Raw genomic sequence first — 23,900 nt, forward strand, 5'->3', positions numbered from 1 at the left:
AAAGGTGTGAATCAAAATGAAAAAAGTAACAATGCTTGGAGCAGGGAGCTGGGGAACCGCGCTGGCTTTAGTTTTAACCGATAACGGAAATGAAGTATGCGTCTGGGCTCACCGTGCAGAGTTAATACATCAAATCAATGAGCTGCATGAGAATAAAGACTATTTGCCAAATGTTAAGCTGCCTACAACTATGAAAGGGACAACCAATATGAAAGAAGCTGTGTCAGACGCAGATTTCATCATAGTTGCTGTTCCGACCAAAGCGATTCGGGAAGTGTTGAGACAGGCAGTGCCTTTTATGACGAAAAAAGCAGTTTTTGTTCATGTGAGTAAGGGGATAGAGCCGGATTCGCTCCTGCGTATTTCTGAAATTATGGAATTTGAGCTCCCGAGTGATGTCAGAAAGGACATTGTCGTGCTCTCCGGGCCGAGCCATGCTGAAGAAGTAGGACTCCGGCATCCGACAACCGTCACTTCCTCTTCAAAGAGCATGCAGGCTGCAGAAGAGGTGCAGGATCTGTTTATAAACCACAATTTTCGGGTGTACACAAATCCTGACATTATCGGTGTTGAAATCGGAGGCGCTCTGAAAAATATTATCGCCCTTGCTGCTGGCATCACAGACGGCTTAGGATACGGCGATAATGCCAAAGCTGCTTTGATTACGCGGGGTCTTGCTGAAATTGCGAGACTCGGCACAAAAATGGGCGGGAATCCGCTAACGTTTTCCGGATTGACAGGTGTCGGAGACCTGATTGTTACGTGCACAAGTGTTCACTCCAGAAACTGGCGTGCCGGCAATTTACTCGGAAAAGGGTACAAGCTTGAGGACGTTCTCGAAGAAATGGGAATGGTCGTTGAGGGAGTGCGCACGACAAAAGCGGCTTACCAGCTTTCAGAAAAATATCAGGTGCAAATGCCGATTACAGAAGCCCTTCATCAAGTTCTGTTTAATGGACAAAAGGTAGAAACCGCTGTTGAATCCTTGATGGCGAGAGGGAAAACCCACGAGATGGAGGACTTGGTGAATACATTTGATAACCAAGTTAAATAAAAGTGTCAACGGAATAGAATTCCGCATATTCTAATTGCACGAAAGCCCGAAACACAGAAGAATACCCATGCCTTGGGATCTCCTGAAACATTTTGCCGATTTAGGCAAGAGAGGATGCATCTGTATGCAAAGTCGCATACTATAGCATCGAAGTCCAAGAGAGTGTTTCTTAAACGTAGGTGAATATAGTCAATTTGACTGAAGCAAAGTCCCCCTCTTTGCTTCAGTTTTTTTATTCTATCAAAGGATGGAAAATCTGGTTGATCTTTTCAAGCGCTGTATATTAAAATAAAATGTAACGCTTACAAAACAAATGTCGGAGGGGGCGCGGGTCATTTGAGTCTGGCATTGATCAAAATGTGGTTTGCCCTTGGTTCCATGGGGCTGATGTTTCTGGCCGTAGCATGCATCTATTTAAGCCGTTTTAAATGCCGAAACCGTTTTCTGAAGATTGCGGTTTCATCGTTTGCTTACATGTGTGTATTAATTTCGGGAATTATTGTATTTATGGTGGTATTCAGCGGCCCTGTTAATGAATAAAGCTGTTAAAAGGAAGTGCTGTATGGGTAAACTGAAGTGCGCTATGATTTTTGTAGCAGTGATTTTCTTATCTGGATGTTTATATCCGCATGAACGGAAAAGCAGTGTACAAGCCACTCCATATCAGGACCAATTAAAGCTGGTTCAATCAGCCGTTGATGAATTTCAAAAGGCAAACGGAGGACTGCTTCCGATTCAAACAAAAGATATGTCAACACCGCTTTATCAAAAATATCCGATAGATTTTAACCGTTTAGCGCCGAGATATATGGCTGAACCTCCAAGCACGGCATATGAAAGCGGCGGAGACTATCAATACGTGCTTGTCGATGTAGAGAATAATCCGACTGTTAAACTGATTGATGTAAAGATGGCGGAAAAAATACGTGATATCAAATTACGCGTTCAAATGTACCGCCAAGAACATAAATATCCGCCATATCAGGATGTATTAGCGCGTGACTTGTTTACGCTTGATGGGAAAAAACTAGGGGAGGCTGACTCTCTTTCTGTCACAAGCCCAATCTCAGGAAACTCCCTGCCGCTTATGATTGACGGAGACGGAGAAATTTATGCCGACTATCGGACAGAGCTCGTTTCCTGTCTCAAAAAAAGCAAAAAAACTTTTAAACCCGGCACGGAAATACAGGACATAATATGGGAAGAGACGCCTTTCGTCCCCGCATTTTCAGTGAAATATACCGTTAATGACAAACAAGAACCTGTTTTTTTAGAAAATGATATAAAAAAGGAATGAACCTTTCTCCCTTGCATACAAATAGGGAGAAAGGTTTTTTTATACTTTAATAGATTAAGGATGGAAAATTTTCTAAAGATGTCATATTGAAATAGGACAACGTCATACACATATAGTGTCCTGTGTTTGATTGAAAAAGGTTAATAAAATTGATAAGGATAGGAAGTCCGGGAGGGGATCACTTGGAAAAGGTCGATATTTTCAAGGATATCGCTGAACGAACAGGAGGCGATATATACTTAGGAGTCGTTGGTGCTGTCCGTACAGGGAAATCTACGTTTATTAAGAAATTTATGGAGCTTGTGGTGCTCCCGAATATCAGTAATGAAGCAGACCGGGCACGTGCGCAGGATGAACTGCCTCAAAGCGCAGCCGGAAAAACGATTATGACTACAGAGCCTAAATTTGTTCCGAATCAGGCGATGTCTGTTCATGTATCAGACGGACTCGATGTCAATATAAGATTAGTAGATTGTGTAGGCTATACAGTGCCGGGTGCAAAAGGATACGAGGATGAAAACGGCCCGCGGATGATTAATACACCTTGGTACGAAGAACCGATCCCGTTTCATGAGGCTGCTGAAATCGGAACGCGGAAGGTGATTCAAGAACATTCGACCATCGGAGTGGTTATTACGACAGACGGCACGATTGGCGATATCGCCAGAAGTGACTATATAGAGGCGGAAGAAAGAGTCATTGAAGAGCTGAAAGAAGTCGGAAAACCCTTTATTATGGTCATTAACTCAGTAAAACCGTATCACCCGGAGACAGAGGCGATGCGCCAGGATTTAAGCGAGAAATACGATATCCCTGTTTTGGCAATGAGCGTAGAAAGTATGCGGGAAAACGATGTACTGAATGTTCTCAGAGAGGCTCTTTATGAGTTTCCGGTGCTTGAAGTAAATGTAAATCTCCCAAGCTGGGTCATGGTGCTGAAAGAAAACCATTGGCTGCGCGAGAGCTATCAGGAATCAGTGAAGGAAACTGTTAAGGATATTAAACGGCTCCGTGATGTCGACAGGGTTGTCGGTCAATTCAGCGAGTTTGAGTTTATTGAAAGTGCCGGATTAGCCGGGATTGAGCTCGGCCAAGGGGTTGCAGAAATTGATTTGTATGCGCCCGACCATTTATATGATCAAATCCTAAAAGAAGTGGTAGGCGTTGAAATCAGGGGCAGAGACCACCTGCTTGAGCTGATGCAGGATTTTGCCCATGCGAAAACGGAATATGACCAGGTGTCCGATGCTTTAAAAATGGTCAAACAGACGGGATACGGCATTGCAGCGCCTGCTTTAACTGACATGAGTCTGGATGAGCCGGAAATTATACGGCAAGGCTCCAGATTCGGCGTAAGATTGAAAGCTGTCGCACCGTCAATCCATATGATCAAAGTGGATGTCGAAAGCGAATTTGCGCCGATTATCGGAACTGAAAAACAAAGCGAGGAACTGGTGCGTTACTTAATGCAGGACTTTGAGGATGATCCGCTTTCAATTTGGAATTCTGACATTTTTGGAAGATCGCTCAGCTCTATCGTGAGAGAAGGGATTCAGGCTAAGCTGTCACTGATGCCTGAAAACGCACGATATAAATTAAAAGAAACATTAGAAAGAATCATAAACGAAGGATCAGGCGGCTTAATCGCCATTATCCTGTAATGCGGGGAGACCTCTTTATAGAATAGGAGGTCTTTTTTCTTTGCTCTTAATATTGGAAAAGGATCAAGGAATAGGATGAAAAAAGGAAAAAAAGGAATATTTGTTCGATAAATCACGTTAAATCCTTGACGAGCAAGGGATTGACGCTTTAAAATGCTTGATATGGCTTTTTATATGTGTTACTCTACATACAGAAATTCTTCACTCTGATGGACAAACATTCCTTGGAGTGCAGTTTTTCTTAAAAGCCGTTTAATTGTCTTTCTCTTGCTTGTCTGATTTTTTTCTCAGGCAGGTTTAGAATCAGACTGAACTGTGAAGAAATGATAATAAACGAACTGAGCTTATTCCTTTTGGGAGGAGGTGAAAGGCATGAACAAAACAGAACTTATTAATGCGGTTGCGGAAGCAAGCGAATTGTCTAAAAAAGACGCGACAAAAGCAGTTGACTCTGTTTTTGATACGATCTTAGATGCACTTAAAAACGGTGATAAAATCCAACTGATCGGTTTTGGTAACTTCGAGGTGCGTGAACGTTCTGCACGTAAAGGACGCAACCCTCAAACAGGTGAAGAAATCGAAATTCCAGCAAGCAAAGTACCTGCTTTCAAACCAGGTAAAGCGCTTAAAGACGCAGTTGCCGGAAAATAATTGTGAATATAGATCGTGTATGCATCTAGATTACATACACTTTATTTCTTCACAGAAAAGCCCCTTCTTAAGGGGCTTTTCATTTTTTTAGGAGCGTGTGCATTCACTTTGCTTTTAGCGGGGCATGTGTGCTAGAATCGAAATTAAATGTATTCATTGGTGGAGGACACAGAACATGAAAGAAGTTAATAAAGAACAAATCGAACAAGCTGTTCGTCAAATTTTAGAAGCGATCGGAGAGGACCCAAACAGAGAAGGGCTTCTTGATACTCCGAAACGAGTCGCAAAGATGTATGCCGAAGTATTCTCCGGCTTGAATGAAGATCCAAAAGAACATTTCCAGACTATCTTCGGTGAGGACCATGAGGAGCTTGTTCTAGTAAAAGATATCGCGTTTCATTCTATGTGTGAGCATCACCTTGTTCCTTTTTACGGAAAAGCACATGTTGCATATATACCGCGGGGCGGAAAAGTCACAGGGCTCAGCAAATTGGCGCGTGCCGTTGAGGCAGTTGCAAAGCGTCCGCAGCTTCAGGAGCGCATCACTTCTACAATTGCGGAAAGCATCGTAGAAACGCTTGACCCGCATGGCGTAATGGTAGTGGTTGAAGCAGAACACATGTGCATGACGATGCGCGGTGTCAGAAAACCGGGTGCAAAAACTGTCACTTCAGCAGTCAGAGGCGTTTTTAAAGATGATGCCGCTGCCCGCGCTGAAGTATTGGAACATATTAAACGCCAGGACTAATAAAGATAGAGGGTGCTATAAATGAACGAAAAGCATTCAAGTGATTTTGTCGTCATTAAAGCGGTTGAGGACGGAGTGAATGTGATCGGCCTGACAAGAGGAACAGACACAAAGTTTCACCACTCCGAAAAACTCGACAAGGGAGAAGTGATCATTGCTCAGTTTACAGAGCATACTTCTGCCATTAAAGTCAGAGGAGAGGCGCTCATTCAAACCGCATACGGAGAAATGAAAAGCGAAAAAAAATAAGCTGGCTGTCCCCGCTGTTTTAAAGCAATGCTCGCAAACAGCGGGAGGATACAGCCAATTTGTTTTTTTTATGCTATAATGATACCTGCGTAATCTTATGACAAAATAAAACTCATACATATGATTTAGAAATAAATGTGAATTTGGGGACAAGGGTGATATTTTTGCAAGACATCTACGGAACTTTAGCCAATCTGAACACGAAAATAAAACAAAAGCTGTCTCATCCTTATTTAGCGAAGCATATTTCTGCGCCTAAGATCGATGAGGATAAGCTTCTTCTTTTTCATGCATTATTTGAGGAAGCGGACATAAAAAACAATGACAGAGAAAATTATATTGTAACAGCGATGCTTGTACAAAGCGCCCTTGATACCCATGATGAAGTAACGACAGCCAGAGTCATAAAACGAGACGAAAACAAGAATCGCCAATTGACTGTTCTTGCAGGCGATTATTTCAGCGGACTGTACTATTCATTACTATCTGAAATGAAGGATATCTACATGATTAGAACGCTCGCTACAGCAATTAAAGAAATCAATGAACATAAAATTCGTCTGTATGACCGATCTGTAAAGGACGAACACCATTTTTTCGAAAGTGTCGGCATCGTTGAATCAGCTCTATTCCATCGGGTGTCTGAACATTTCAATCTCCCGCGCTGGAAGAAGCTATCGAGTGATTTTTTTGTATATAAGCGGCTTATGACCGGAAATGATACATTTTTAGATGTGATCGGCAGTGTTATACAGCTGGGGAATACAAAAGAAGAGATGCTGGAAGAGTGTTTTAAGAAAGCAAAGAACAGCATTGAGTCACTTCTGCCTCTAAGCTCACCTATTCAGCAAATTTTATTAAACCGCCTGAAGACAATCAGCCAAGACCAAACTTATCATCAGAAAGTGGAAGAAGGGTAACCATTATGCAGGACTCAAAAGAACAGCGCGTACACGGAGTATTTGAAAAAATATATAAAAACTACGACCAAATGAACTCTGTCATCAGTTTTCAGCAGCACAAAAAATGGCGTGATAAAACGATGCGCATCATGGGTGTAAAAGAAGGCGCCAAAGCTCTTGATGTTTGCTGCGGAACAGCTGACTGGACGATTGCTCTTGCAAAAGCAGCCGGTAAAACCGGTGAGATAAAGGGTTTGGATTTCAGCGAAAACATGCTGAGCGTCGGCAAACAGAAAGTAAAAGACGGCGGTTTCAGTCAAATCGAACTGCTGCACGGAAATGCAATGGAGCTCCCTTTTGATGATAATACATTTGATTTTGTAACAATTGGCTTCGGTCTGCGTAATGTGCCTGATTATTTGACCGTACTGAAAGAAATGAGACGTGTGGTGAAGCCTGGAGGACAAGTAGTATGCCTGGAAACCTCACAGCCTGAAATGTTTGGATTTAGACAGGCTTATTTTATGTACTTTAAGTATATTATGCCGTTTTTCGGGAAGCTGTTTGCGAAAAGCTATAAAGAATACTCGTGGCTCCAAGAGTCAGCCAGAGAATTCCCTGGTATGAAGGAACTGGCAGGCCTGTTTGAAGAGGCGGGTCTGAAAAATGTCAAATATCATTCGTTTACTGGCGGAGTTGCTGCCACGCATATCGGATGGAAATGAAAACACAGATGTTTGGGTGAATGATATGAAATTTAAAATGGCCTACTCTTTTTTAAATGACGATATTGATGTAATTGAAAGGGAGCTTGAACAAACCGTACGCTCCGATTATCCGCTTTTGAGCGAGGCGGGTCTTCATCTATTGCAGGCAGGAGGCAAACGGATTCGGCCTGTCTTCGTTCTGCTTTCCGGCATGTTTGGCGATTACGATATCAATAAGATTAAATATGTCGCTGTCACTCTGGAAATGATTCATATGGCATCGTTGGTTCATGATGATGTCATTGACGATGCGGAGCTTCGCCGGGGAAAGCCGACGATCAAAGCCAAATGGGATAACCGAATTGCGATGTATACAGGCGATTATATGCTTGCCGGATCTCTTGAAATGATGACGAGAATTAATGAACCGAAAGCTCATCGGATTTTGTCGCAGACCATTGTTGAAGTGTGTCTTGGAGAGATTGAACAAATCAAAGACAAATACAACATGGAACAGAATCTCAGAACGTACCTGCGGCGCATAAAGAGAAAAACGGCGCTTCTTATCGCTGTCAGCTGCCAGCTGGGGGCTATTGCATCCGGAGCTGAAGAAAAGATTCATAAGGCGCTCTACTGGTTTGGATATTATGTCGGCATGTCTTATCAAATCATTGATGATATTCTTGATTTTACTTCAACTGAAGAAGAACTGGGTAAACCGGTTGGAGGCGATTTGCTTCAAGGAAATGTTACATTGCCTGTCCTATATGCATTAAAAAATCCAGCTTTAAAGAATCAGCTTAAATTAATTAACAGCGAGACGACACAAGAACAGCTTGCGCCTATTATTGAAGAAATCAAAAAGACAGATGCAATTGAAGCATCGATGGCAGTAAGCGAGATGTATCTGCAAAAAGCTTTCCAAAAACTTAACACGCTTCCGAGAGGGCGTGCGCGTTCTTCTCTTGCAGCCATCGCAAAATATATCGGCAAAAGAAAATTTTAATTTTTTGTAGATATTAAGAAATTTCTCCGCCCCGGATTGATTAATTATCTGAAAGATGTTACGATTTCGGTGTGCAATGTGAAAGCCTATACATACATATGATGGGGTGGAGAATGTGATGGAAAAGACTTTTATCATGGTGAAACCGGACGGTGTCCAACGGCAGCTGATCGGGGAAATTTTATCTAGATTCGAACGTAAGGGCTTACAATTAGCTGGCGCAAAGCTGATGAGAGTAACTGAACAAATGGCTGAGAAACACTATGCCGAACATCAAGGGAAGCCTTTCTTTGGAGAACTTGTTGAGTTTATTACTTCCGGACCAGTTTTTGCGATGGTGTGGGAAGGCGAAAATGTCGTTGAAGTGACCAGGCAGCTGATTGGAAAAACAAACCCTAAAGAAGCATTGCCAGGCACCATTCGCGGAGATTTCGGCATGTTTGTCGGAAAAAATATTATCCACGGCTCTGATTCTCTGGAAAGCGCTGAGCGTGAGATTAATATTTTCTTTAAGGATGAAGAGTTAGTATCATATCAACAACTCATGACAGGCTGGATCTATTAATCATTGCTGAAAAAGCCGAGAGAAGAGCCGGTATCTGCACTCCGCCGGTTCCGGCTTTTTTGTAAAGGTTTACATTGACTTGAATATATGGCTAAACGGCAGGGGATCCACCACTGTCTTTACCAATCATCTGAAATCAGCTGAAAAGCTGATTTTTTTATTTGAAACAATACAATTTCCTGATAAAACAAGCTATACTAGGACAAAAGACAGCGAGACTGGGAGAGAAGAGATGGATACATACAGCGTATTTACAACCAAATGGAAGCAATTAACCGGAGTTGATTTAACTTTATACAAAGAAGCGCAAATGAAGAGAAGGCTGACATCCCTTTATGAGAAAAAAGGTTTTCAAAGCTTTAAGGATTTTGCAGCGGCATTAGAAAAGGATCAGGCGCTTTTAAATGAAACATTGGATAGAATGACGATTAATGTTTCAGAATTTTATCGAAATTATAAAAGATGGGAAGTTCTTGAAACAGCTATTTTGCCTTTAATCAAACATTCAAAGCCTTTAAAAATATGGAGCGCGGCATGCTCTACAGGGGAGGAGCCTTATACGCTCGCAATGATTTTAGACCAGCAGAAAGGGCTCCCAGGCTATCAGATTTTGGCGACTGATATAGATGATAAAGCATTGGAAAAAGCGAAAAAAGGCGTGTATCAGGAGCGGTCTTTGCAAGAAGTGCCGTCTTCTGTGAAGGATCGTTATTTTACTCAAAACGCTGATAAGAGCTATGAAGTGAAACAGGACATAAAGAAGAACATTAGGTTTCAAAAACATAATCTGCTTGCGGATCGCTACGAGCAAGACTTTGATTTGATTGTGTGCCGCAATGTTTTTATTTATTTTACAGAAAACGCAAAGGAAGAGCTGTACTTAAAAATGGCGCATAGCTTAAAAAAGAATGGGGTTCTCTTTGTCGGCAGCACAGAGCAGATCTTCAATCCGGAGAAATTCGGCCTTTCTCCCGCGGATACATTCTTTTATCAAAAAAGATAGACTGACTTTTTGCTGAAAAATATGTTATAGTAGTTTTACTTAAAAGCGTTAATGCGATGAAGGGAGAAGAAGTCATGAGATATTTAACAGCCGGTGAATCACACGGCCCCCAATTGACAACCATTATTGAAGGTGTGCCTGCGGGGCTTTACATAACTGAGGAAGATATCAACTTTGAGCTTGGCAGACGCCAGAAAGGCCATGGCCGCGGGCGACGCATGCAGATCGAAAAGGACCAGGCGAAAATTATGAGCGGGGTGCGCCATGCCCGCACTCTCGGTTCACCAATCGCACTTGTCGTAGAAAATAACGATTGGAAACACTGGACTAAAATTATGGGTGCGGCTCCGATTACTGAAGAAGAAGAAAAGGAAATGAAACGCCAAATTTCCAGACCAAGACCGGGACACGCAGATTTAAACGGTGCGATTAAATATAACCACCGCGATATGAGAAATGTGCTTGAGCGCTCTTCAGCACGTGAAACGACCGTAAGAGTGGCGGCAGGCGCTGTCGCTAAAAAGATCCTTTCTGAGCTTGGCATTAAGGTAGCGGGCCACGTATTACAGATCGGGGCAGTTAAGGCTGAAAAAACAGATTATACTTCAATTGATGACTTGAAGCGTGTGACTGAAGAGTCTCCGGTCAGATGCTACGATGAAGAAGCAGGCAAAAAAATGATGGATGCCATTGACGAAGCGAAGGCAAACGGAGATTCCATCGGCGGAATTGTGGAAGTGATTGTTGAAGGAATGCCGGTGGGCGTGGGCAGCTACGTTCATTATGACCGTAAACTGGACAGCAAGCTTGCAGCGGCAGTACTTTCTATTAATGCATTTAAAGGTGTGGAATTCGGCATCGGTTTTGAAGCGGCCGGAAGAAACGGAAGCGAGGTTCATGACGAGATTATTTGGGACGAAGAAAAAGGATATACGCGTGCTACGAACAGACTTGGCGGATTGGAAGGCGGCATGACGACAGGAATGCCAATCGTTGTCCGCGGAGTCATGAAGCCGATTCCGACATTATATAAACCGCTGAAAAGTGTGGATATCGAAACGAAAGAACCGTTTTCTGCCAGCATTGAACGTTCAGACAGCTGCGCAGTGCCAGCGGCAAGTGTAGTGGCGGAAGCTGCTGTTGCATGGGAAATTGCGAACGCTGTTGTTGAACAATTCGGCTTAGACCAAATTGACCGCATTAGAGAAAACGTGGAGAATATGAGAAAACTGTCGAGGGAATTTTAATGAGAACACTGCATGTTCAAACCGCTTCCTCTTCGTATCCTGTATTTATCGGACAAGGAATCAGAAAAAAGGCTTGTGAACTATTAACCTCGCTAAACAGGCCATTAACACGCATTATGCTTGTTACCGATGAAGAAGTGGATCGCCTGTACGGTGATGAAATGCTTCACCTGCTGGAAGAAAAATGGCCTGTGAAAAAAGTGACGGTGCCGAGCGGAGAGCAGGCGAAATCAATGGATATGTACACGAAGCTGCAGAGTGAAGCGATTCGATTTCATATGGATCGCTCCTCATGCATCATCGCTTTTGGAGGCGGTGTTGTAGGAGATCTTGCTGGATTTGTGGCTGCCACTTTTATGCGCGGCATTGATTTCATTCAAATGCCTACAACGCTTTTGGCGCATGACAGCGCGGTCGGAGGAAAAGTAGCGGTGAATCATCCGCTTGGAAAAAATCTGATCGGCGCATTTTATCAGCCCAAAGCCGTGCTTTACGATACGGACTTTCTCCGTTCCCTACCGGAAAAAGAGCTTCGGTCCGGGATGGCAGAAGTGATTAAGCATGCTTTTATTTATGACAGAGAATTCCTGAAAGACCTGCTGGGCATTCACTCACTGGACGATATCACCAGCGAGCAGCTGAATGACATGATTTTTAAAGGTATTTCGATTAAAGCGTCTGTCGTTCATCAGGATGAAAAGGAAGAAGGAATCAGAGCCTATCTTAACTTTGGGCATACACTCGGCCACGCAGTTGAGGCGGAGTATGGCTACGGACAGATCACCCACGGTGATGCGGTAGCACTCGGTATGCAGTTTGCTTTATATATAAGTGAACAGGAAGCCGGCTGTGAAATGGACAGAAATCGATTAGTCAGCTGGCTTAAGAACCTGGGCTATCCAAGCCGCATTAAAAAAGAAACGGCAACTTCCGTGCTTTTAGACCGTATGATGAATGATAAAAAAACCCGCGGCGGTATGATTCAATTCATCGTTCTCAAAGAATTAGGAAAAGTCGCCGACCATACGTTTTCAAGAGATGAACTTGAGAGCTGGCTGAACAAATGGCGAATGGAGGAGACATCATGATGATTCGTGGAATTCGCGGAGCAACTACAGTAGAAAAGGATACTGAAGAAGAGATTTTACAAAAAACCAAACAGCTGTTAGAAAAAATGATAGAAGAAAACAAAACAAAGCCGGAAGATGTTGTTCAAATGCTTCTATCGGCGACGCCTGACCTGCACTCTGTTTTCCCGGCAAAAGCTGTCCGCGAGCTTTCTGGCTGGCAGTATGTGCCGGTGACATGTATGCAGGAAATGGATGTTACAGGCGGTCTGAAAAAATGTATAAGGGTCATGATGACTGTTCAGACTGATGTTCCTCAGAATCAAATCAGACATGTCTATTTAGAAAAAGCGGTTGTATTAAGACCCGATTTATCATTGACAAAAAATAATGAATTGTAATACGATTAGAACAGCTTAGAAATACACAAGAGTGTGTATAAAGCTTAGTGAATGAGTTGAGTTAGAGAATAGGGTAGCAGAGAATGAGTGTAGTTGAGCTGAGACATGTATGTTTATTCTACCCAAAAGAAGCCTTTCTTTTGGGTTTATTTTGTTATATCTTGATTTTCCCTCTCATGCCTTCTTCTCATTCTCCTTGCCAAAAGGAGTGAGAGCAATGAATTTCCAATCAAACATTTCTGCATTTTTAGAGGACAGTATGTCCTACCGCACCATACCGATTGTGGAGACATTCACAGTTGACACACTGACACCTATCCAAATGATCGAGCAGCTGGACAGGAAGATCACTTACCTTCTTGAAAGCAAGGATGACACATCAAATTGGTCCAGATATTCGTTCATCGGCCTTCAGCCATTTCTCACGATCAAAGAACAGCAAAATGATTTTACTGCTCAAGATGAGAATGACCGATCCCTTTACACTGGAAAAGAATTAAAAGAGGTTCTGGATTGGATGAATGCAGCATACAAAATCAAAACGCCAGAGCTTGCCATTCCCTTTGTAGGCGGAGCTGTCGGGTATTTAAGCTATGATATGATGCCGATGATTGAACCTTCTGTTCCTCGCCACAGGAAGGAAACGGAATTTGAAAAGTGTATGCTGTTTGTTTGCAGCACATTAATTGCTTATGATCATGAAACAAAAAACGTCCACTTTATTCAGTATGCTAGATTGAATGGACAAGAAACTGAAGCTGAAAAAATTGCTGTGTTCAATAAAAATCACCGAGAGCTCCAAGGCCTCATTGATAAGATGATGGATCAAAAAAACATAAAAGAACTGTTTCTTTCATCTGAGTCATATAAGACACCAGGTTTCAATTCAGTATCTTCAAATTACGAAAAATCAGCGTTTATGGCAGATGTAGAAAAGATCAAAGAATATATAAAAGCAGGAGACATCTTTCAAGGTGTCCTGTCACAAAAATTTGAGATTCCGATAACAGCAGATTCCTTCGAATTGTACAGAGTGCTGCGAATCGTCAATCCTTCGCCGTATATGTATTATATAAAACTCCCGGACAGAGAGATTGTCGGCAGCTCTCCGGAACGGTTAATCCACGTTCAAGACGGGCATTTGGAAATCCATCCGATTGCCGGAACAAGAAAAAGAGGCGCAGACAAAGAGGAAGATGAAAAACTCAAAATTGAGCTGATGAAAGATGAAAAAGAAAAAGCGGAGCATTATATGCTCGTTGATCTAGCTCGAAACGATATCGGCAGAGTGGCAGAGTATGGATCGGTTGCTGTGCCGGAGTTCACAAAGATCGTCTCATTTTCACATGTTATGCACATCATTTCAGTCGTCACAGGGAGGTTGAAAGAGGGAGTTCACCCTGTCGATGCGCTAATGTCGGCTTTTCCTGCGGGAACTTTAACCGGGGCCCCAAAAATCCGCGCCATGCAGCTTTTAAATGAACTGGAGCCGACACCGAGAGAGACATACGGCGGCTGCATCGCCTACATCGGATTTGACGGGAATATCGACTCCTGTATTACGATCCGGACCATGAGCGTAAAAAACGGTGTTGCATCGATACAGGCTGGAGCAGGTATTGTTGCTGATTCTGTGCCGGAAGCCGAATATGAAGAGAGCTGCAACAAAGCGGGCGCACTGCTGAAAACCATTCATATTGCTGAAGACATGTTTCGTAGCAAGGGGGATGAAACCGATGAACCAATTTCTGCAAACGTGCGTTGACGGTAAGACACTTACTGCTGTTGAAGCGGAAGCGCTTATGAATATGATGATGACAGCAGAAATGACTCCTTCTGAAATGGGCGGTATATTGTCAATCCTGGCTCATCGGGGCGAAACTGCAGAAGAGCTGGCGGGGTTTGTGAAGGCCATGCGGACACATGCCCTTACGGTAGACGGACTTCATGATGTGGTTGACACATGCGGTACAGGCGGTGACGGCATCTCTACCTTTAATATTTCAACGGCATCGGCAATCGTTGCTTCAGCAGCAGGAGCTAAAATTGCAAAGCACGGCAATCGCTCCGTATCTTCTAAAAGCGGAAGTGCCGATGTTCTTGAAGAGCTTGGGATACCAATTCAAACCACTCCTGAAGAAGTCAGAGTCAGCATTGAAACAAATAACATGGGATTTCTCTTTGCGCCGCTTTATCATTCGTCCATGAAACATGTGGCGGGCACAAGAAAAGAGCTCGGATTCAGAACGATTTTTAATTTGCTCGGACCGCTCAGCAATCCTTTGCAGGCGAAGCGTCAGGTGATCGGTGTCTATTCTGCTGAAAAAGCGGGATTGATGGCAAGCGCACTGGAAATGTTCCAGCCGAAGCATGTACTATTCGCAGCAAGCCGTGACGGTTTAGATGAGCTTTCGGTTACATCACCGACCGATGTGATTGAAATAAAGGATGGAGAGCGCCGGGAATATACTGTTTCACCCGAAGACTTCGGCTTCAAAAATGGCAGACTTGAAGATATACAGGTGCAGTCACCGACAGAAAGCGCTCATCTGATTCAGAATATTTTTGAAAATAAAAGCAGCCGATCAGCTATATATATTACAGCCTTTAATGCCGGCGCTGCGATATACACGGCGGGTATTGCCGAAACACTGAAAGAAGGAACGGAGCTTGCGTTAGAAACGATTGCAAGCGGAGGTGCCGCAGCGCAGCTCGATAGACTGAAACAGAAAGAGGGAGAGATCTATGCTTGAAAACATAATCAATCAAAAAAAAGAAGAAGTCAAAACTCTCATCCTGCCAGAAGAGCAGCCTTTTGAAAAACGGTCTTTTAAAGAGGCGCTGGCTAACCCGAACCGTTTTATCGGATTGATTGCTGAAGTCAAAAAAGCGTCGCCGTCAAAAGGAATCATTAAAGAAGATTTTGTTCCGGAGCAGATTGCAAAAGACTATGAAGCTGCGCAGGCAGACGCGCTTTCTGTTTTAACTGACTTTCCGTTTTTCCAAGGGAAAAACAGTTATTTATCAGACGTAAAGCGTGCTGTTTCGATTCCGGTGCTGAGAAAAGATTTTATTATTGATTCGATTCAAGTGGAGGAATCAAAGAGAATCGGAGCAGATGCCATATTGTTAATCGGAGAGGTGCTTGATCCCGTACAGCTTCACGAGTTGTATCTCGAAGCAGGGGAAAAGGAAATGGACGTGTTAGTGGAGGTTCATGATCAAACGACGCTTGAACAAATAGTGAAGGTATTCACCCCTGATATTCTCGGTATTAATAATCGAAACTTAAAAACGTTTGAAACTTCGCTCGAACAGACGAAACAGATTGCATCCCTAGTTCCGAAAGAATGCTTGCTTGTCAGTGAAAGCGGCATTGGTTCTTTAGAACATTTAACATTTGTCAAAGAACATGGAGCACAAGCTGTTCTAATCGGAGAGTCATTGATGAGACAGCATTCACAACAAAAAGCAATCCATGCTTTGTATGGGGAGTGAGGTTGTGAAAAAACCGGCATTAAAGTATTGCGGTATACGGTCACTGAAGGACCTGCGGCTTGCAGCGGATTCACAGGCAGATTATCTGGGTTTTATTTTTGCTGACAGTAAACGAAAAGTATCTCCGGCAGATGTGAAAAAGTGGCTGAGCCAAGTTCGCACCGAGAAACAGATTGCAGGCGTTTTTGTGAATGAATCGCTGGGAACGATTGCCCGTATAGCAGACGATTTGCAGCTTGACGTCATTCAGCTTCATGGTGATGAGACTCCAAAGGATGCTGAAGTCCTCCGTCTGCTGACAAATTGTGAAATATGGAAGGCGCTTCATCATAACAGCACAGCAATTCAGGACTTGGACCGCTTTAACGGTTCTGTAGACGGTTTTGTGATTGACTCATCTGTAAAAGGGGCAAGAGGCGGGACTGGAGTGGCTTTTGCTTGGGAGTGTGTGCCTGAATATCAGCAGAAAGCTGAACAAACGGGGAAACGGTGTTTCATCGCAGGCGGTGTGAATCCCGACACAATCGCAGACTTATTGAAATGGAAACCGGGCGGAGTCGATCTTGCCAGCGGAATAGAAAAAAACGGACAAAAAGATGTCAAACTGATTAGGCTCTTAGAAGAAAGGATGAACCGATATGTATCCATATCCGAATGAAATAGGCAGATACGGCGATTTTGGCGGGAAATTTGTTCCGGAAACTCTTATGCAGCCGTTAGAAGAAATTGAAACAGCATTTAAGGAAATAAAGGATGATCCTGTTTTTAGGGGAGAATATCATAAGCTGTTAGCTGAATATTCCGGCAGGCCGACCGCATTAACATATGCCGATCGAGTCACAGAGCATTTAGGCGGCGCTAAAATTTATTTGAAAAGAGAAGATTTAAACCATACAGGTTCCCATAAAATCAACAATGCTTTAGGCCAGGCATTGCTTGCAAAAAAAATGGGCAAAACGAAAATCATTGCAGAAACAGGTGCCGGACAGCATGGGGTAGCCGCCGCCACGGTTGCTGCAAAGTTTGGTTTTTCCTGCATTGTATTTATGGGTGAAGAGGATGTCGCCCGCCAGTCTCTGAACGTATTCCGAATGAAGCTTCTTGGAGCAGAGGTTGTGCCGGTCACAAGCGGAAACGGGACACTGAAGGATGCGACAAATGAGGCTATCCGCTATTGGGTTCAGCATTGTGAGGATCATTTTTACATGATCGGATCGGTCGTCGGACCGCACCCTTACCCGCAAATTGTCCGGGAATTTCAAAAAATGATCGGAGAGGAAGCGAAGGATCAGCTGAAGGACATTGAGGGAACACTGCCTGATAAAGTCGTTGCCTGCGTAGGCGGCGGAAGTAATGCGATAGGCATGTTTCAGGCATTTTTAGACGAAGATGTTGAACTGATCGGTGCTGAAGCGGCAGGAAAAGGAATTGACACCCTGCTTCATGCCGCTACCATTACGAAAGGTACTGTCGGTGTGATTCACGGTTCGCTCACTTACCTCATTCAAGACGAGTACGGTCAAATTATTGAGCCTTATTCAATTTCAGCAGGACTTGACTATCCGGGAATTGGTCCGGAGCACGCTTATTTGCATAAAAGCGGCCGTGTCACATACGATAGCATAACTGATGAAGAAGCAGTAGACGCGTTAAAACTTTTGTCAGAAAAAGAAGGGATTTTACCAGCGATCGAATCTGCTCATGCATTAGCGAAGGCATTTAAAATCGCAAAAGAGATGGGGCGGGATCAAACTATCCTCGTCTGTTTATCAGGAAGAGGAGACAAGGATGTCAACACATTAATGAACGTATTGGAAGATGAGGTGAAAGCGCATGTTTAAAGTAGACCTGCAGCAGTCGGGAAAGTTGTTTATCCCGTTTATTACAGCGGGTGATCCGTTGCCGGAAGTATCAATCGAACTGGCTAAGTCTCTCCAAAAAGCGGGTGCCACGGCACTTGAGATTGGTGTAGCATACTCAGATCCGCTGGCAGACGGTCCGGTGATTCAGCGAGCTTCAAAACGGGCGCTTGAGAACGGGATGAATATTGTAAAAGCGATTGAATTAGGCGGAGAAATGAAAAAAAATGGCGTCAATATTCCCATTATCCTCTTTACGTATTATAATCCTGTGTTACAATTGAACAAAGAATACTTTTTCGCTTTACTGCGGGAAAATCATATAGACGGCCTGCTTGTTCCGGATCTGCCTTTAGAAGAGAGCGCCAGCCTTCAAGCGGAATGCAAAACCCATGAGGTAACGTATATTTCTTTAGTTGCACCGACAAGCGAAAGCCGTTTGAAAACGATTATTGAACAAGCCGAGGGCTTCGTCTACTGTGTATCTTCGTTAGGTGTGACCGGTGTCCGAAATGAGTTCAATTCATCATCTTATCCATTTATCCGGACAGTGAAGAATCTCAGCGCTGTGCCGGTTGCTGTTGGGTTTGGTATTTCCAGCCGCGAGCAGGTGGTCAAGATGAATGAAATCTGTGACGGTGTCGTAGTGGGAAGTGCGCTCGTCAAAAAGATAGAAGAATTAAAGGATCGGCTCATCAGCACTGAGACGAGAGATCGTGCAGTGCAGGAGTTTGAAGATTACGCGAAGACGTTTGGCGGTTTGTACAGTTTAAAATGAGGTGACTGGATTTGCGTATCAAAGAACATTTAAAACAACTGAAGCCTTATCAGCCGGGTAAACCGATTGAAGCAGTAAAAGCAGAATATGGCTTGGATAAAGTCGTGAAGCTTGCATCAAACGAAAATCCGTACGGCTGTTCGGAAGCTGCAAAAGAGGCACTTCATCATGAAATTCAACAGCTTGCGCTTTATCCCGATGGATATAGCGCAGCTTTGCGGACAAGGCTCAGTGAGCACCTCAATGTGAGCGAAACATCACTTATTTTCGGCAATGGTTCAGATGAAATCATCCAAATTATATGCCGGGCTTTTTTAAACGACAAAACAAACACGATTGCAGCAGCACCGACTTTTCCGCAATATAAGCATAATGCGGTGATTGAAGGGGCTGAAGTTCGTGAAATTGCCCTTCGTTCTGACGGCTCTCATGATTTAGACGCGATGCTTGAAGCGATTGACGAACAGACTCAAGTCGTTTGGATTTGCAGCCCGAACAACCCGACGGGCACTTATACAGCTGAAGGAGAATTGATTTCATTTCTGGAACGTGTTCCTTCTCGTGTCCTCGTTGTTCTAGATGAAGCATATTATGAATATGTAACAGCTGAGGATTACCCGGAAAGCATACCGCTTTTGAATACGTATTCCAATCTGATGATATTGCGTACGTTTTCAAAGGCATACGGTCTGGCGGCGCTTAGAGTCGGATACGGTATTGCTGACGAAAAATTGATCCGCCAAATAGAGCCGGCAAGAGAGCCGTTTAACACCAGCCGCCTTGGCCAGGCTGCAGCGATTGCAGCCCTTGACGATCAAGAATTTATCGCTTCTTGTATCGAGAAAAATCAAGCAGGCCTTCAGCAGTATTATGATTTTGCGGAAACACACGGATTAAAGTGCTACCCTTCACAGACAAACTTTGTTTTAATAGACTTTAACCGCCCGTCTGATGAGTTGTTTCAGGCATTGCTGCAAAAAGGTTATATTGTCCGATCAGGAAATGCATTAGGGTTCCCGACTTCACTCCGGATTACGATCGGCACGAAAGAGCAAAACGAGGAAATTCTCGCAACTTTAGCTGAAATTTTATAAGAGGTGGTCAAGAATCACCTCTTTAGTCTATGAACCAGGTGATGATGAATGAATCAAATCAAAGATACAATATTGCTCGCCGGTCTCGGATTGATAGGCGGTTCTATTGCGTTAGCCATCAAAAAAAAACATCCGGAAAAACGCATTATTGGGGTCGATATCTCAGATGAGCAGGTAGTGGCTGCCTTAAAATTAGGTGTGATAGACGAGAGTGCTGAATCGTTTATTGACGGCGCGAAAAAAGCTGCAACCGTTATTATTGCAACACCTGTTGCGCAAACGCTGCTTATGCTTGAAGAGTTGGCCCATTCAGAAATTAAGCATCCGCTTTTGATTACTGACGTAGGAAGCACAAAGCAAAAAGTGGTTCATTACGCCGATCAAGTGCTGCCTGCCGGCTACCAATTTGTCGGAGGGCATCCGATGGCGGGCTCGCATAAATCAGGAGTTGCCGCTGCAAAGGAATTTCTGTTTGAAAATGCGTTTTATATTTTAACCCCGGGCCGTAAAACGGACAGACAAGCGGTCAATCAGTTAAAACATTTGCTGCAAGGGACGAATGCCCAATTTGTAGAAATGTCGCCTGAAGAGCATGATGGCGTAACAAGCGTGATCAGTCATTTTCCGCATATTGTTGCAGCCAGTCTTGTGCATCAGACCCATCACTCGGAAGAGCTTTATCCGCTTGTGAAGCGGTTTGCTGCCGGCGGTTTTCGGGATATTACCCGGATTGCATCAAGCAGTCCTGCAATGTGGCGTGATATTCTGTTACATAATAAAGATAAGATTTTAGATCGTTTTGATGAGTGGACTCGTGAGATTGAAACGATCCGGACATATGTAGAGCATGGAGATGCGGAAAAACTATTCAATTATTTTAAAACGGCAAAGGACTACCGTGATGGACTGCCTCTCCGCCAGAAGGGCGCAATACCGGCATTTTATGATTTATACGTAGACGTGCCAGATCATCCTGGGGTGATTTCCGAGATAACGGCTATACTTGCTGCGGAACGCATCAGTATAACGAATATCCGCATTATTGAAACGAGAGAAGATATTAACGGGATTTTAAGGATCAGTTTTCAATCCGATGATGACCGCAAACGGGCCGAACAGTGCATAGAAGCCCGCGCGGAATACGAAACTTTTTATGCTGATTGAGGTGGAAACAATGAAAAGAGAAAAGGTGCAGGCGTTAAACGGCGAAATACATATTCCCGGTGATAAATCTATTTCTCACCGCTCTGTTATGTTTGGCGCGCTTGCGAAAGGCACAACAACTGTTAAAAATTTTCTGCCGGGAGCAGACTGTCTGAGCACCATCGATTGCTTTAGTAAGATGGGTGTTCAAATTGAGCGAAACGGCAGTGATGTAGTCATTCACGGGAAAGGGATGGATTCCCTGCGAGAACCAGAAAGTCTGTTAGACGTCGGTAATTCAGGCACAACGATTCGTCTGATGCTCGGAATCCTTGCGGGCCGCCCTTTTTACAGCGCGGTAGCTGGGGATGAAAGCATTGCGAAACGCCCAATGAAGCGTGTAACAGAGCCTCTGAAACAAATGGGCGCTAAAATTGACGGCAGAGCCGGCGGAGAATTTACACCGCTGTCAGTAAGCGGCGGTACATTAAAAGGCATTGACTATGTATCACCTGTGGCCAGCGCTCAAATTAAATCGGCTGTTCTGCTTGCCGGGTTGCAGGCTGAGGGAACTACCACTGTCACCGAGCCTCATAAATCCAGAGATCATACTGAACGGATGCTGTCTGCTTTCGGAGTGAAACTGGCAGAGGACAAGACAAGTGTCTCCATAAAAGGCGGCCAGCAGCTTACGGCTGCAGATATTTTTGTTCCCGGAGATATTTCTTCAGCCGCGTTTTTCCTTGCAGCTGGCGCAATGATTCCAAACAGCAGAATTGTACTGAAAAACGTGGGGTTAAATCCGACTCGGACAGGTGTCATCGATGTGCTTCAAAACATGGGGGCAAAGCTGGAAATCAAACCATCTGTTGACGAAAGCGCAGAGCCTTATGGAGATTTGATCATTGAAACGTCATCTCTTAAAGCGGTTGAAATTGGCGGAGATATTATTCCGCGCTTGATTGATGAGATTCCTATTATTGCCCTTCTTGCGACTCAGGCGGAGGGAACAACAGTCATTAAGGATGCCGCAGAGCTTAAAGTGAAAGAAACGAATCGTATCGATACAGTTGTTTCAGAGCTTCGAAAGCTCGGTGCTGAGATTGAACCGACTGAAGACGGAATGAAGGTATACGGCAAACAAACTCTCAAAGGCGGCGCGAAAGTATCAAGTCATGGAGATCATCGGATCGGAATGATGCTCGGTATAGCTTCCTGTTTAACAGAAGAGCCGGTTGAGATCGGACAGACAGACGCCATTCATGTGTCATATCCAAACTTTTTTGATCATTTAAATAAGCTTTCAAACAAATCCTGAAGTTTATGCTTCAGGATTTGTTGTGTGAGCGTTTATCAGTCATAAACTGAAGGAAAAAAACATAGCCTGTCTTATAGAGGAATATAAAAACTCAAATGAGGGAGGGGGGCTTTACTTACAAGTCGGCAGGTCAAGGGCTGCTTTACTGTAATAGAGGGCTATCTTCCTTTTTTTATTTGCTATCGCAGGATCTTTTGATAAACTAATAAGACTCAGAAATTCCTTGACGTACAGTGTAAGCATCTTATTTGCCGAGGGCTATCCTCTGAATTATGATAGGATTAACCCGAACAAATAAGACTTTTATGTATGATTGATGTTGTTAGGAAAAGAAAGGACCGGTCCGATTTGAATACATTAATTCAAGAAGCCATAAAATTAGTTGAAGCAGGAGAAACAGAAAAGGGACTCAACACCCTCTCGAAGGCCGAAAAACAGCTTCATGATGAAGATAAAGCCATCGCAGCACAGCTTTATTACGAGTGGGGAAATGTAGAGAAAGCGATCTCACTGATCAGTGATTTGCATGATTTATATCCGAATGAAACAGAACTGACGAATTTTTATGCTGAACTTTTAATAGATATTGACGAAGAAGAAAAAGCATTGGCTGTGCTGGAAACGATCCCGGAATCAGACCCATCATATCCGGAAAGCCTGCTGCTCATGGCTGATCTTTATCAGATGCAGGGGCTGTTCGAAGTAAGTGAGCAAAAGCTTTTACAGGCAAAGTCTATTCTAGAAAATGAACCAATCATTGATTTTGCGTTAGGCGAGCTATACTTTACTCAAGGAGCCTATGCAAAAGCTGTTCAATATTTTAAAAGAACGGCTGGGGAGCAGAGTGAGATCGGAGGCGTTAATGTCCACCAAAGACTGGCGGAATCGCTAAGTGCATCAGGAGATTTTGAGGAGGCCATTCCGTGGTATGAAAAAGCTGTAGATGAGAATCCTGACCCTAATACAATTTTCGGCTATGGATTTACAGCCTCGCAGGCGGGACTGATCAAAACGGCTATTAAACAGCTGTCCGATTTAAAGGAGCTTGATCCATCCTATTCATCACTTTATATGCCGCTTTCAAAGAGCTATGAGGCTGAAGGGATGTATGAAGAGGCATTAAAAACGGCAAAAGAGGGTATCAGATATGATGAATATAACAAAGAGCTTTTCCTCTATGCCGCAAAGATGGCGTTAAAAATCGGGAAGTCAGAAGAAGGGAAAAAACTTCTTCAGGAAGCGCTTGCTCTTGATCCTGGCTTCGTCGAAGCACTCCATACTTTACTTGCTGTGTATCATAAGGAAGAGGATTATGAGCAAATTATTGATCTGATTCAAGAGGTGCGGGGCTACGGGGAAGAAGATCCGAAATACAATTGGTATCTGGCCAGCGCTTACACCGAATTAGAGCAGTACGAAGAAGCAAAACAATCCTTTGAAGCTGCTTTTCTTCACTATCGTGAGGACAGAGATTTCTTATACGAATACGCAACCTTTTTATTAGAAGAAGGCCTCCAACAAGAAGCGCTGCCGCTATTGAAAAAGGTACTCGAAATAGACGGAGCCAATGAAGAGCTGGAAGAAATAATCTTGCGGATCGAGGATGAATTTTCGAGATAAGCAGGAATTTTAACCGCTTATGTGGAACATAT

Annotated in this window: 25 protein-coding genes; all 25 read left to right on the top strand. The window is 43.7% G+C overall.

The window, feature by feature from the left end; translation table 11 throughout:
* The first annotated feature begins 16 nt into the window (after positions 1–16).
* Positions 17–1,054, top strand: coding sequence for an NAD(P)H-dependent glycerol-3-phosphate dehydrogenase (locus UJ203_RS04090; RefSeq protein ID WP_103671758.1), 1,038 nt, complete (start codon positions 17–19; stop codon positions 1,052–1,054).
* A 336-nt stretch (positions 1,055–1,390) separates the two neighbouring features.
* Positions 1,391–1,594: a DUF2768 domain-containing protein gene (locus UJ203_RS04095; RefSeq protein WP_322008664.1), complete on the top strand. Its 204-nt coding sequence runs from the start codon at positions 1,391–1,393 to the stop codon at positions 1,592–1,594.
* A 22-nt stretch (positions 1,595–1,616) separates the two neighbouring features.
* Positions 1,617–2,351, top strand: a complete 735-nt coding sequence (locus UJ203_RS04100) for a hypothetical protein (RefSeq protein ID WP_024121872.1) — start codon at positions 1,617–1,619, stop codon at positions 2,349–2,351.
* Between the two features lie 182 nt (positions 2,352–2,533).
* A complete protein-coding gene (gene spoIVA / locus UJ203_RS04105; RefSeq protein WP_010334746.1) occupies positions 2,534–4,012 on the top strand; it encodes a stage IV sporulation protein A in 1,479 nt (492 codons plus the stop codon).
* A 372-nt stretch (positions 4,013–4,384) separates the two neighbouring features.
* Positions 4,385–4,663 (top strand): non-specific DNA-binding protein Hbs, encoded by a 279-nt coding sequence (gene hbs, locus UJ203_RS04110; RefSeq protein WP_003153447.1) that lies wholly within the window; start codon positions 4,385–4,387, stop codon positions 4,661–4,663.
* Between the two features lie 175 nt (positions 4,664–4,838).
* Complete coding sequence (gene folE / locus UJ203_RS04115) at positions 4,839–5,411, top strand: GTP cyclohydrolase I FolE (RefSeq protein ID WP_322008665.1); 573 nt, start codon at positions 4,839–4,841, stop codon at positions 5,409–5,411.
* Between the two features lie 21 nt (positions 5,412–5,432).
* Positions 5,433–5,660 (top strand): trp RNA-binding attenuation protein MtrB, encoded by a 228-nt coding sequence (mtrB, locus tag UJ203_RS04120; protein ID WP_003225517.1) that lies wholly within the window; start codon positions 5,433–5,435, stop codon positions 5,658–5,660.
* Between the two features lie 164 nt (positions 5,661–5,824).
* Positions 5,825–6,580 (top strand): heptaprenyl diphosphate synthase component 1, encoded by a 756-nt coding sequence (hepS, locus tag UJ203_RS04125; RefSeq protein WP_322008666.1) that lies wholly within the window; start codon positions 5,825–5,827, stop codon positions 6,578–6,580.
* Between the two features lie 5 nt (positions 6,581–6,585).
* Positions 6,586–7,287 carry a demethylmenaquinone methyltransferase gene (gene menG / locus UJ203_RS04130; RefSeq protein ID WP_024121869.1) on the top strand — a complete coding sequence of 234 codons (702 nt, stop codon included), beginning with the start codon at positions 6,586–6,588 and terminating at the stop codon, positions 7,285–7,287.
* Between the two features lie 25 nt (positions 7,288–7,312).
* A complete protein-coding gene (gene hepT, locus UJ203_RS04135; RefSeq protein WP_024121868.1) occupies positions 7,313–8,275 on the top strand; it encodes a heptaprenyl diphosphate synthase component II in 963 nt (320 codons plus the stop codon).
* Positions 8,276–8,390: 115 nt separating this feature from the next.
* Positions 8,391–8,840: a nucleoside-diphosphate kinase gene (gene ndk, locus UJ203_RS04140; RefSeq protein ID WP_081638330.1), complete on the top strand. Its 450-nt coding sequence runs from the start codon at positions 8,391–8,393 to the stop codon at positions 8,838–8,840.
* Between the two features lie 232 nt (positions 8,841–9,072).
* Positions 9,073–9,843, top strand: a complete 771-nt coding sequence (gene cheR / locus UJ203_RS04145) for a protein-glutamate O-methyltransferase CheR (RefSeq protein ID WP_322009462.1) — start codon at positions 9,073–9,075, stop codon at positions 9,841–9,843.
* 74 nt (positions 9,844–9,917) lie between these two features.
* On the top strand, positions 9,918–11,090 hold the full coding sequence (gene aroC / locus UJ203_RS04150) for a chorismate synthase (RefSeq protein ID WP_024121865.1): 1,173 nt from the start codon (positions 9,918–9,920) through the stop codon (positions 11,088–11,090).
* Positions 11,090–12,178 (top strand): 3-dehydroquinate synthase, encoded by a 1,089-nt coding sequence (aroB, locus tag UJ203_RS04155; protein ID WP_322008667.1) that lies wholly within the window; start codon positions 11,090–11,092, stop codon positions 12,176–12,178. Before aroC ends, aroB begins: the two co-directional genes overlap by 1 nt.
* Positions 12,175–12,558, top strand: a complete 384-nt coding sequence (gene aroH, locus UJ203_RS04160; RefSeq protein WP_044155077.1) for a chorismate mutase — start codon at positions 12,175–12,177, stop codon at positions 12,556–12,558. The genes aroB and aroH overlap by 4 nt, the downstream gene beginning before the upstream one ends.
* Positions 12,559–12,775: 217 nt before the next feature.
* On the top strand, positions 12,776–14,323 hold the full coding sequence (trpE, locus tag UJ203_RS04165; RefSeq protein WP_322008668.1) for an anthranilate synthase component I: 1,548 nt from the start codon (positions 12,776–12,778) through the stop codon (positions 14,321–14,323).
* A complete protein-coding gene (gene trpD, locus UJ203_RS04170; protein WP_322008669.1) occupies positions 14,295–15,311 on the top strand; it encodes an anthranilate phosphoribosyltransferase in 1,017 nt (338 codons plus the stop codon). The genes trpE and trpD overlap by 29 nt, the downstream gene beginning before the upstream one ends.
* Entirely contained in the window at positions 15,304–16,056 is a 753-nt protein-coding gene (gene trpC / locus UJ203_RS04175) for an indole-3-glycerol phosphate synthase TrpC (RefSeq protein WP_322008670.1), read from the top strand. Before trpD ends, trpC begins: the two co-directional genes overlap by 8 nt.
* A 4-nt stretch (positions 16,057–16,060) precedes the next feature.
* Positions 16,061–16,714 carry a phosphoribosylanthranilate isomerase gene (locus UJ203_RS04180; RefSeq protein WP_322008671.1) on the top strand — a complete coding sequence of 218 codons (654 nt, stop codon included), beginning with the start codon at positions 16,061–16,063 and terminating at the stop codon, positions 16,712–16,714.
* Positions 16,695–17,897, top strand: coding sequence for a tryptophan synthase subunit beta (trpB, locus tag UJ203_RS04185; protein ID WP_322008672.1), 1,203 nt, complete (start codon positions 16,695–16,697; stop codon positions 17,895–17,897). Before UJ203_RS04180 ends, trpB begins: the two co-directional genes overlap by 20 nt.
* Positions 17,890–18,693 carry a tryptophan synthase subunit alpha gene (gene trpA, locus UJ203_RS04190; RefSeq protein ID WP_227597612.1) on the top strand — a complete coding sequence of 268 codons (804 nt, stop codon included), beginning with the start codon at positions 17,890–17,892 and terminating at the stop codon, positions 18,691–18,693. The genes trpB and trpA overlap by 8 nt, the downstream gene beginning before the upstream one ends.
* 11 nt (positions 18,694–18,704) lie before the next feature.
* Positions 18,705–19,787, top strand: coding sequence for a histidinol-phosphate transaminase (hisC, locus tag UJ203_RS04195; protein WP_024121856.1), 1,083 nt, complete (start codon positions 18,705–18,707; stop codon positions 19,785–19,787).
* A 48-nt stretch (positions 19,788–19,835) separates the two neighbouring features.
* Positions 19,836–20,951, top strand: a complete 1,116-nt coding sequence (locus UJ203_RS04200; protein WP_059293699.1) for a prephenate dehydrogenase — start codon at positions 19,836–19,838, stop codon at positions 20,949–20,951.
* A 10-nt stretch (positions 20,952–20,961) separates the two neighbouring features.
* Positions 20,962–22,248: a 3-phosphoshikimate 1-carboxyvinyltransferase gene (aroA, locus tag UJ203_RS04205; RefSeq protein WP_322008673.1), complete on the top strand. Its 1,287-nt coding sequence runs from the start codon at positions 20,962–20,964 to the stop codon at positions 22,246–22,248.
* Positions 22,249–22,596: 348 nt separating this feature from the next.
* Positions 22,597–23,868 carry a tetratricopeptide repeat protein gene (locus UJ203_RS04210; protein ID WP_059336621.1) on the top strand — a complete coding sequence of 424 codons (1,272 nt, stop codon included), beginning with the start codon at positions 22,597–22,599 and terminating at the stop codon, positions 23,866–23,868.
* Positions 23,869–23,900 lie beyond the last annotated feature (32 nt).

It is taken from the genome of Bacillus sp. V26, from assembly GCF_034296245.1.
Lineage (GTDB): Bacteria > Bacillota > Bacilli > Bacillales > Bacillaceae > Bacillus > Bacillus halotolerans.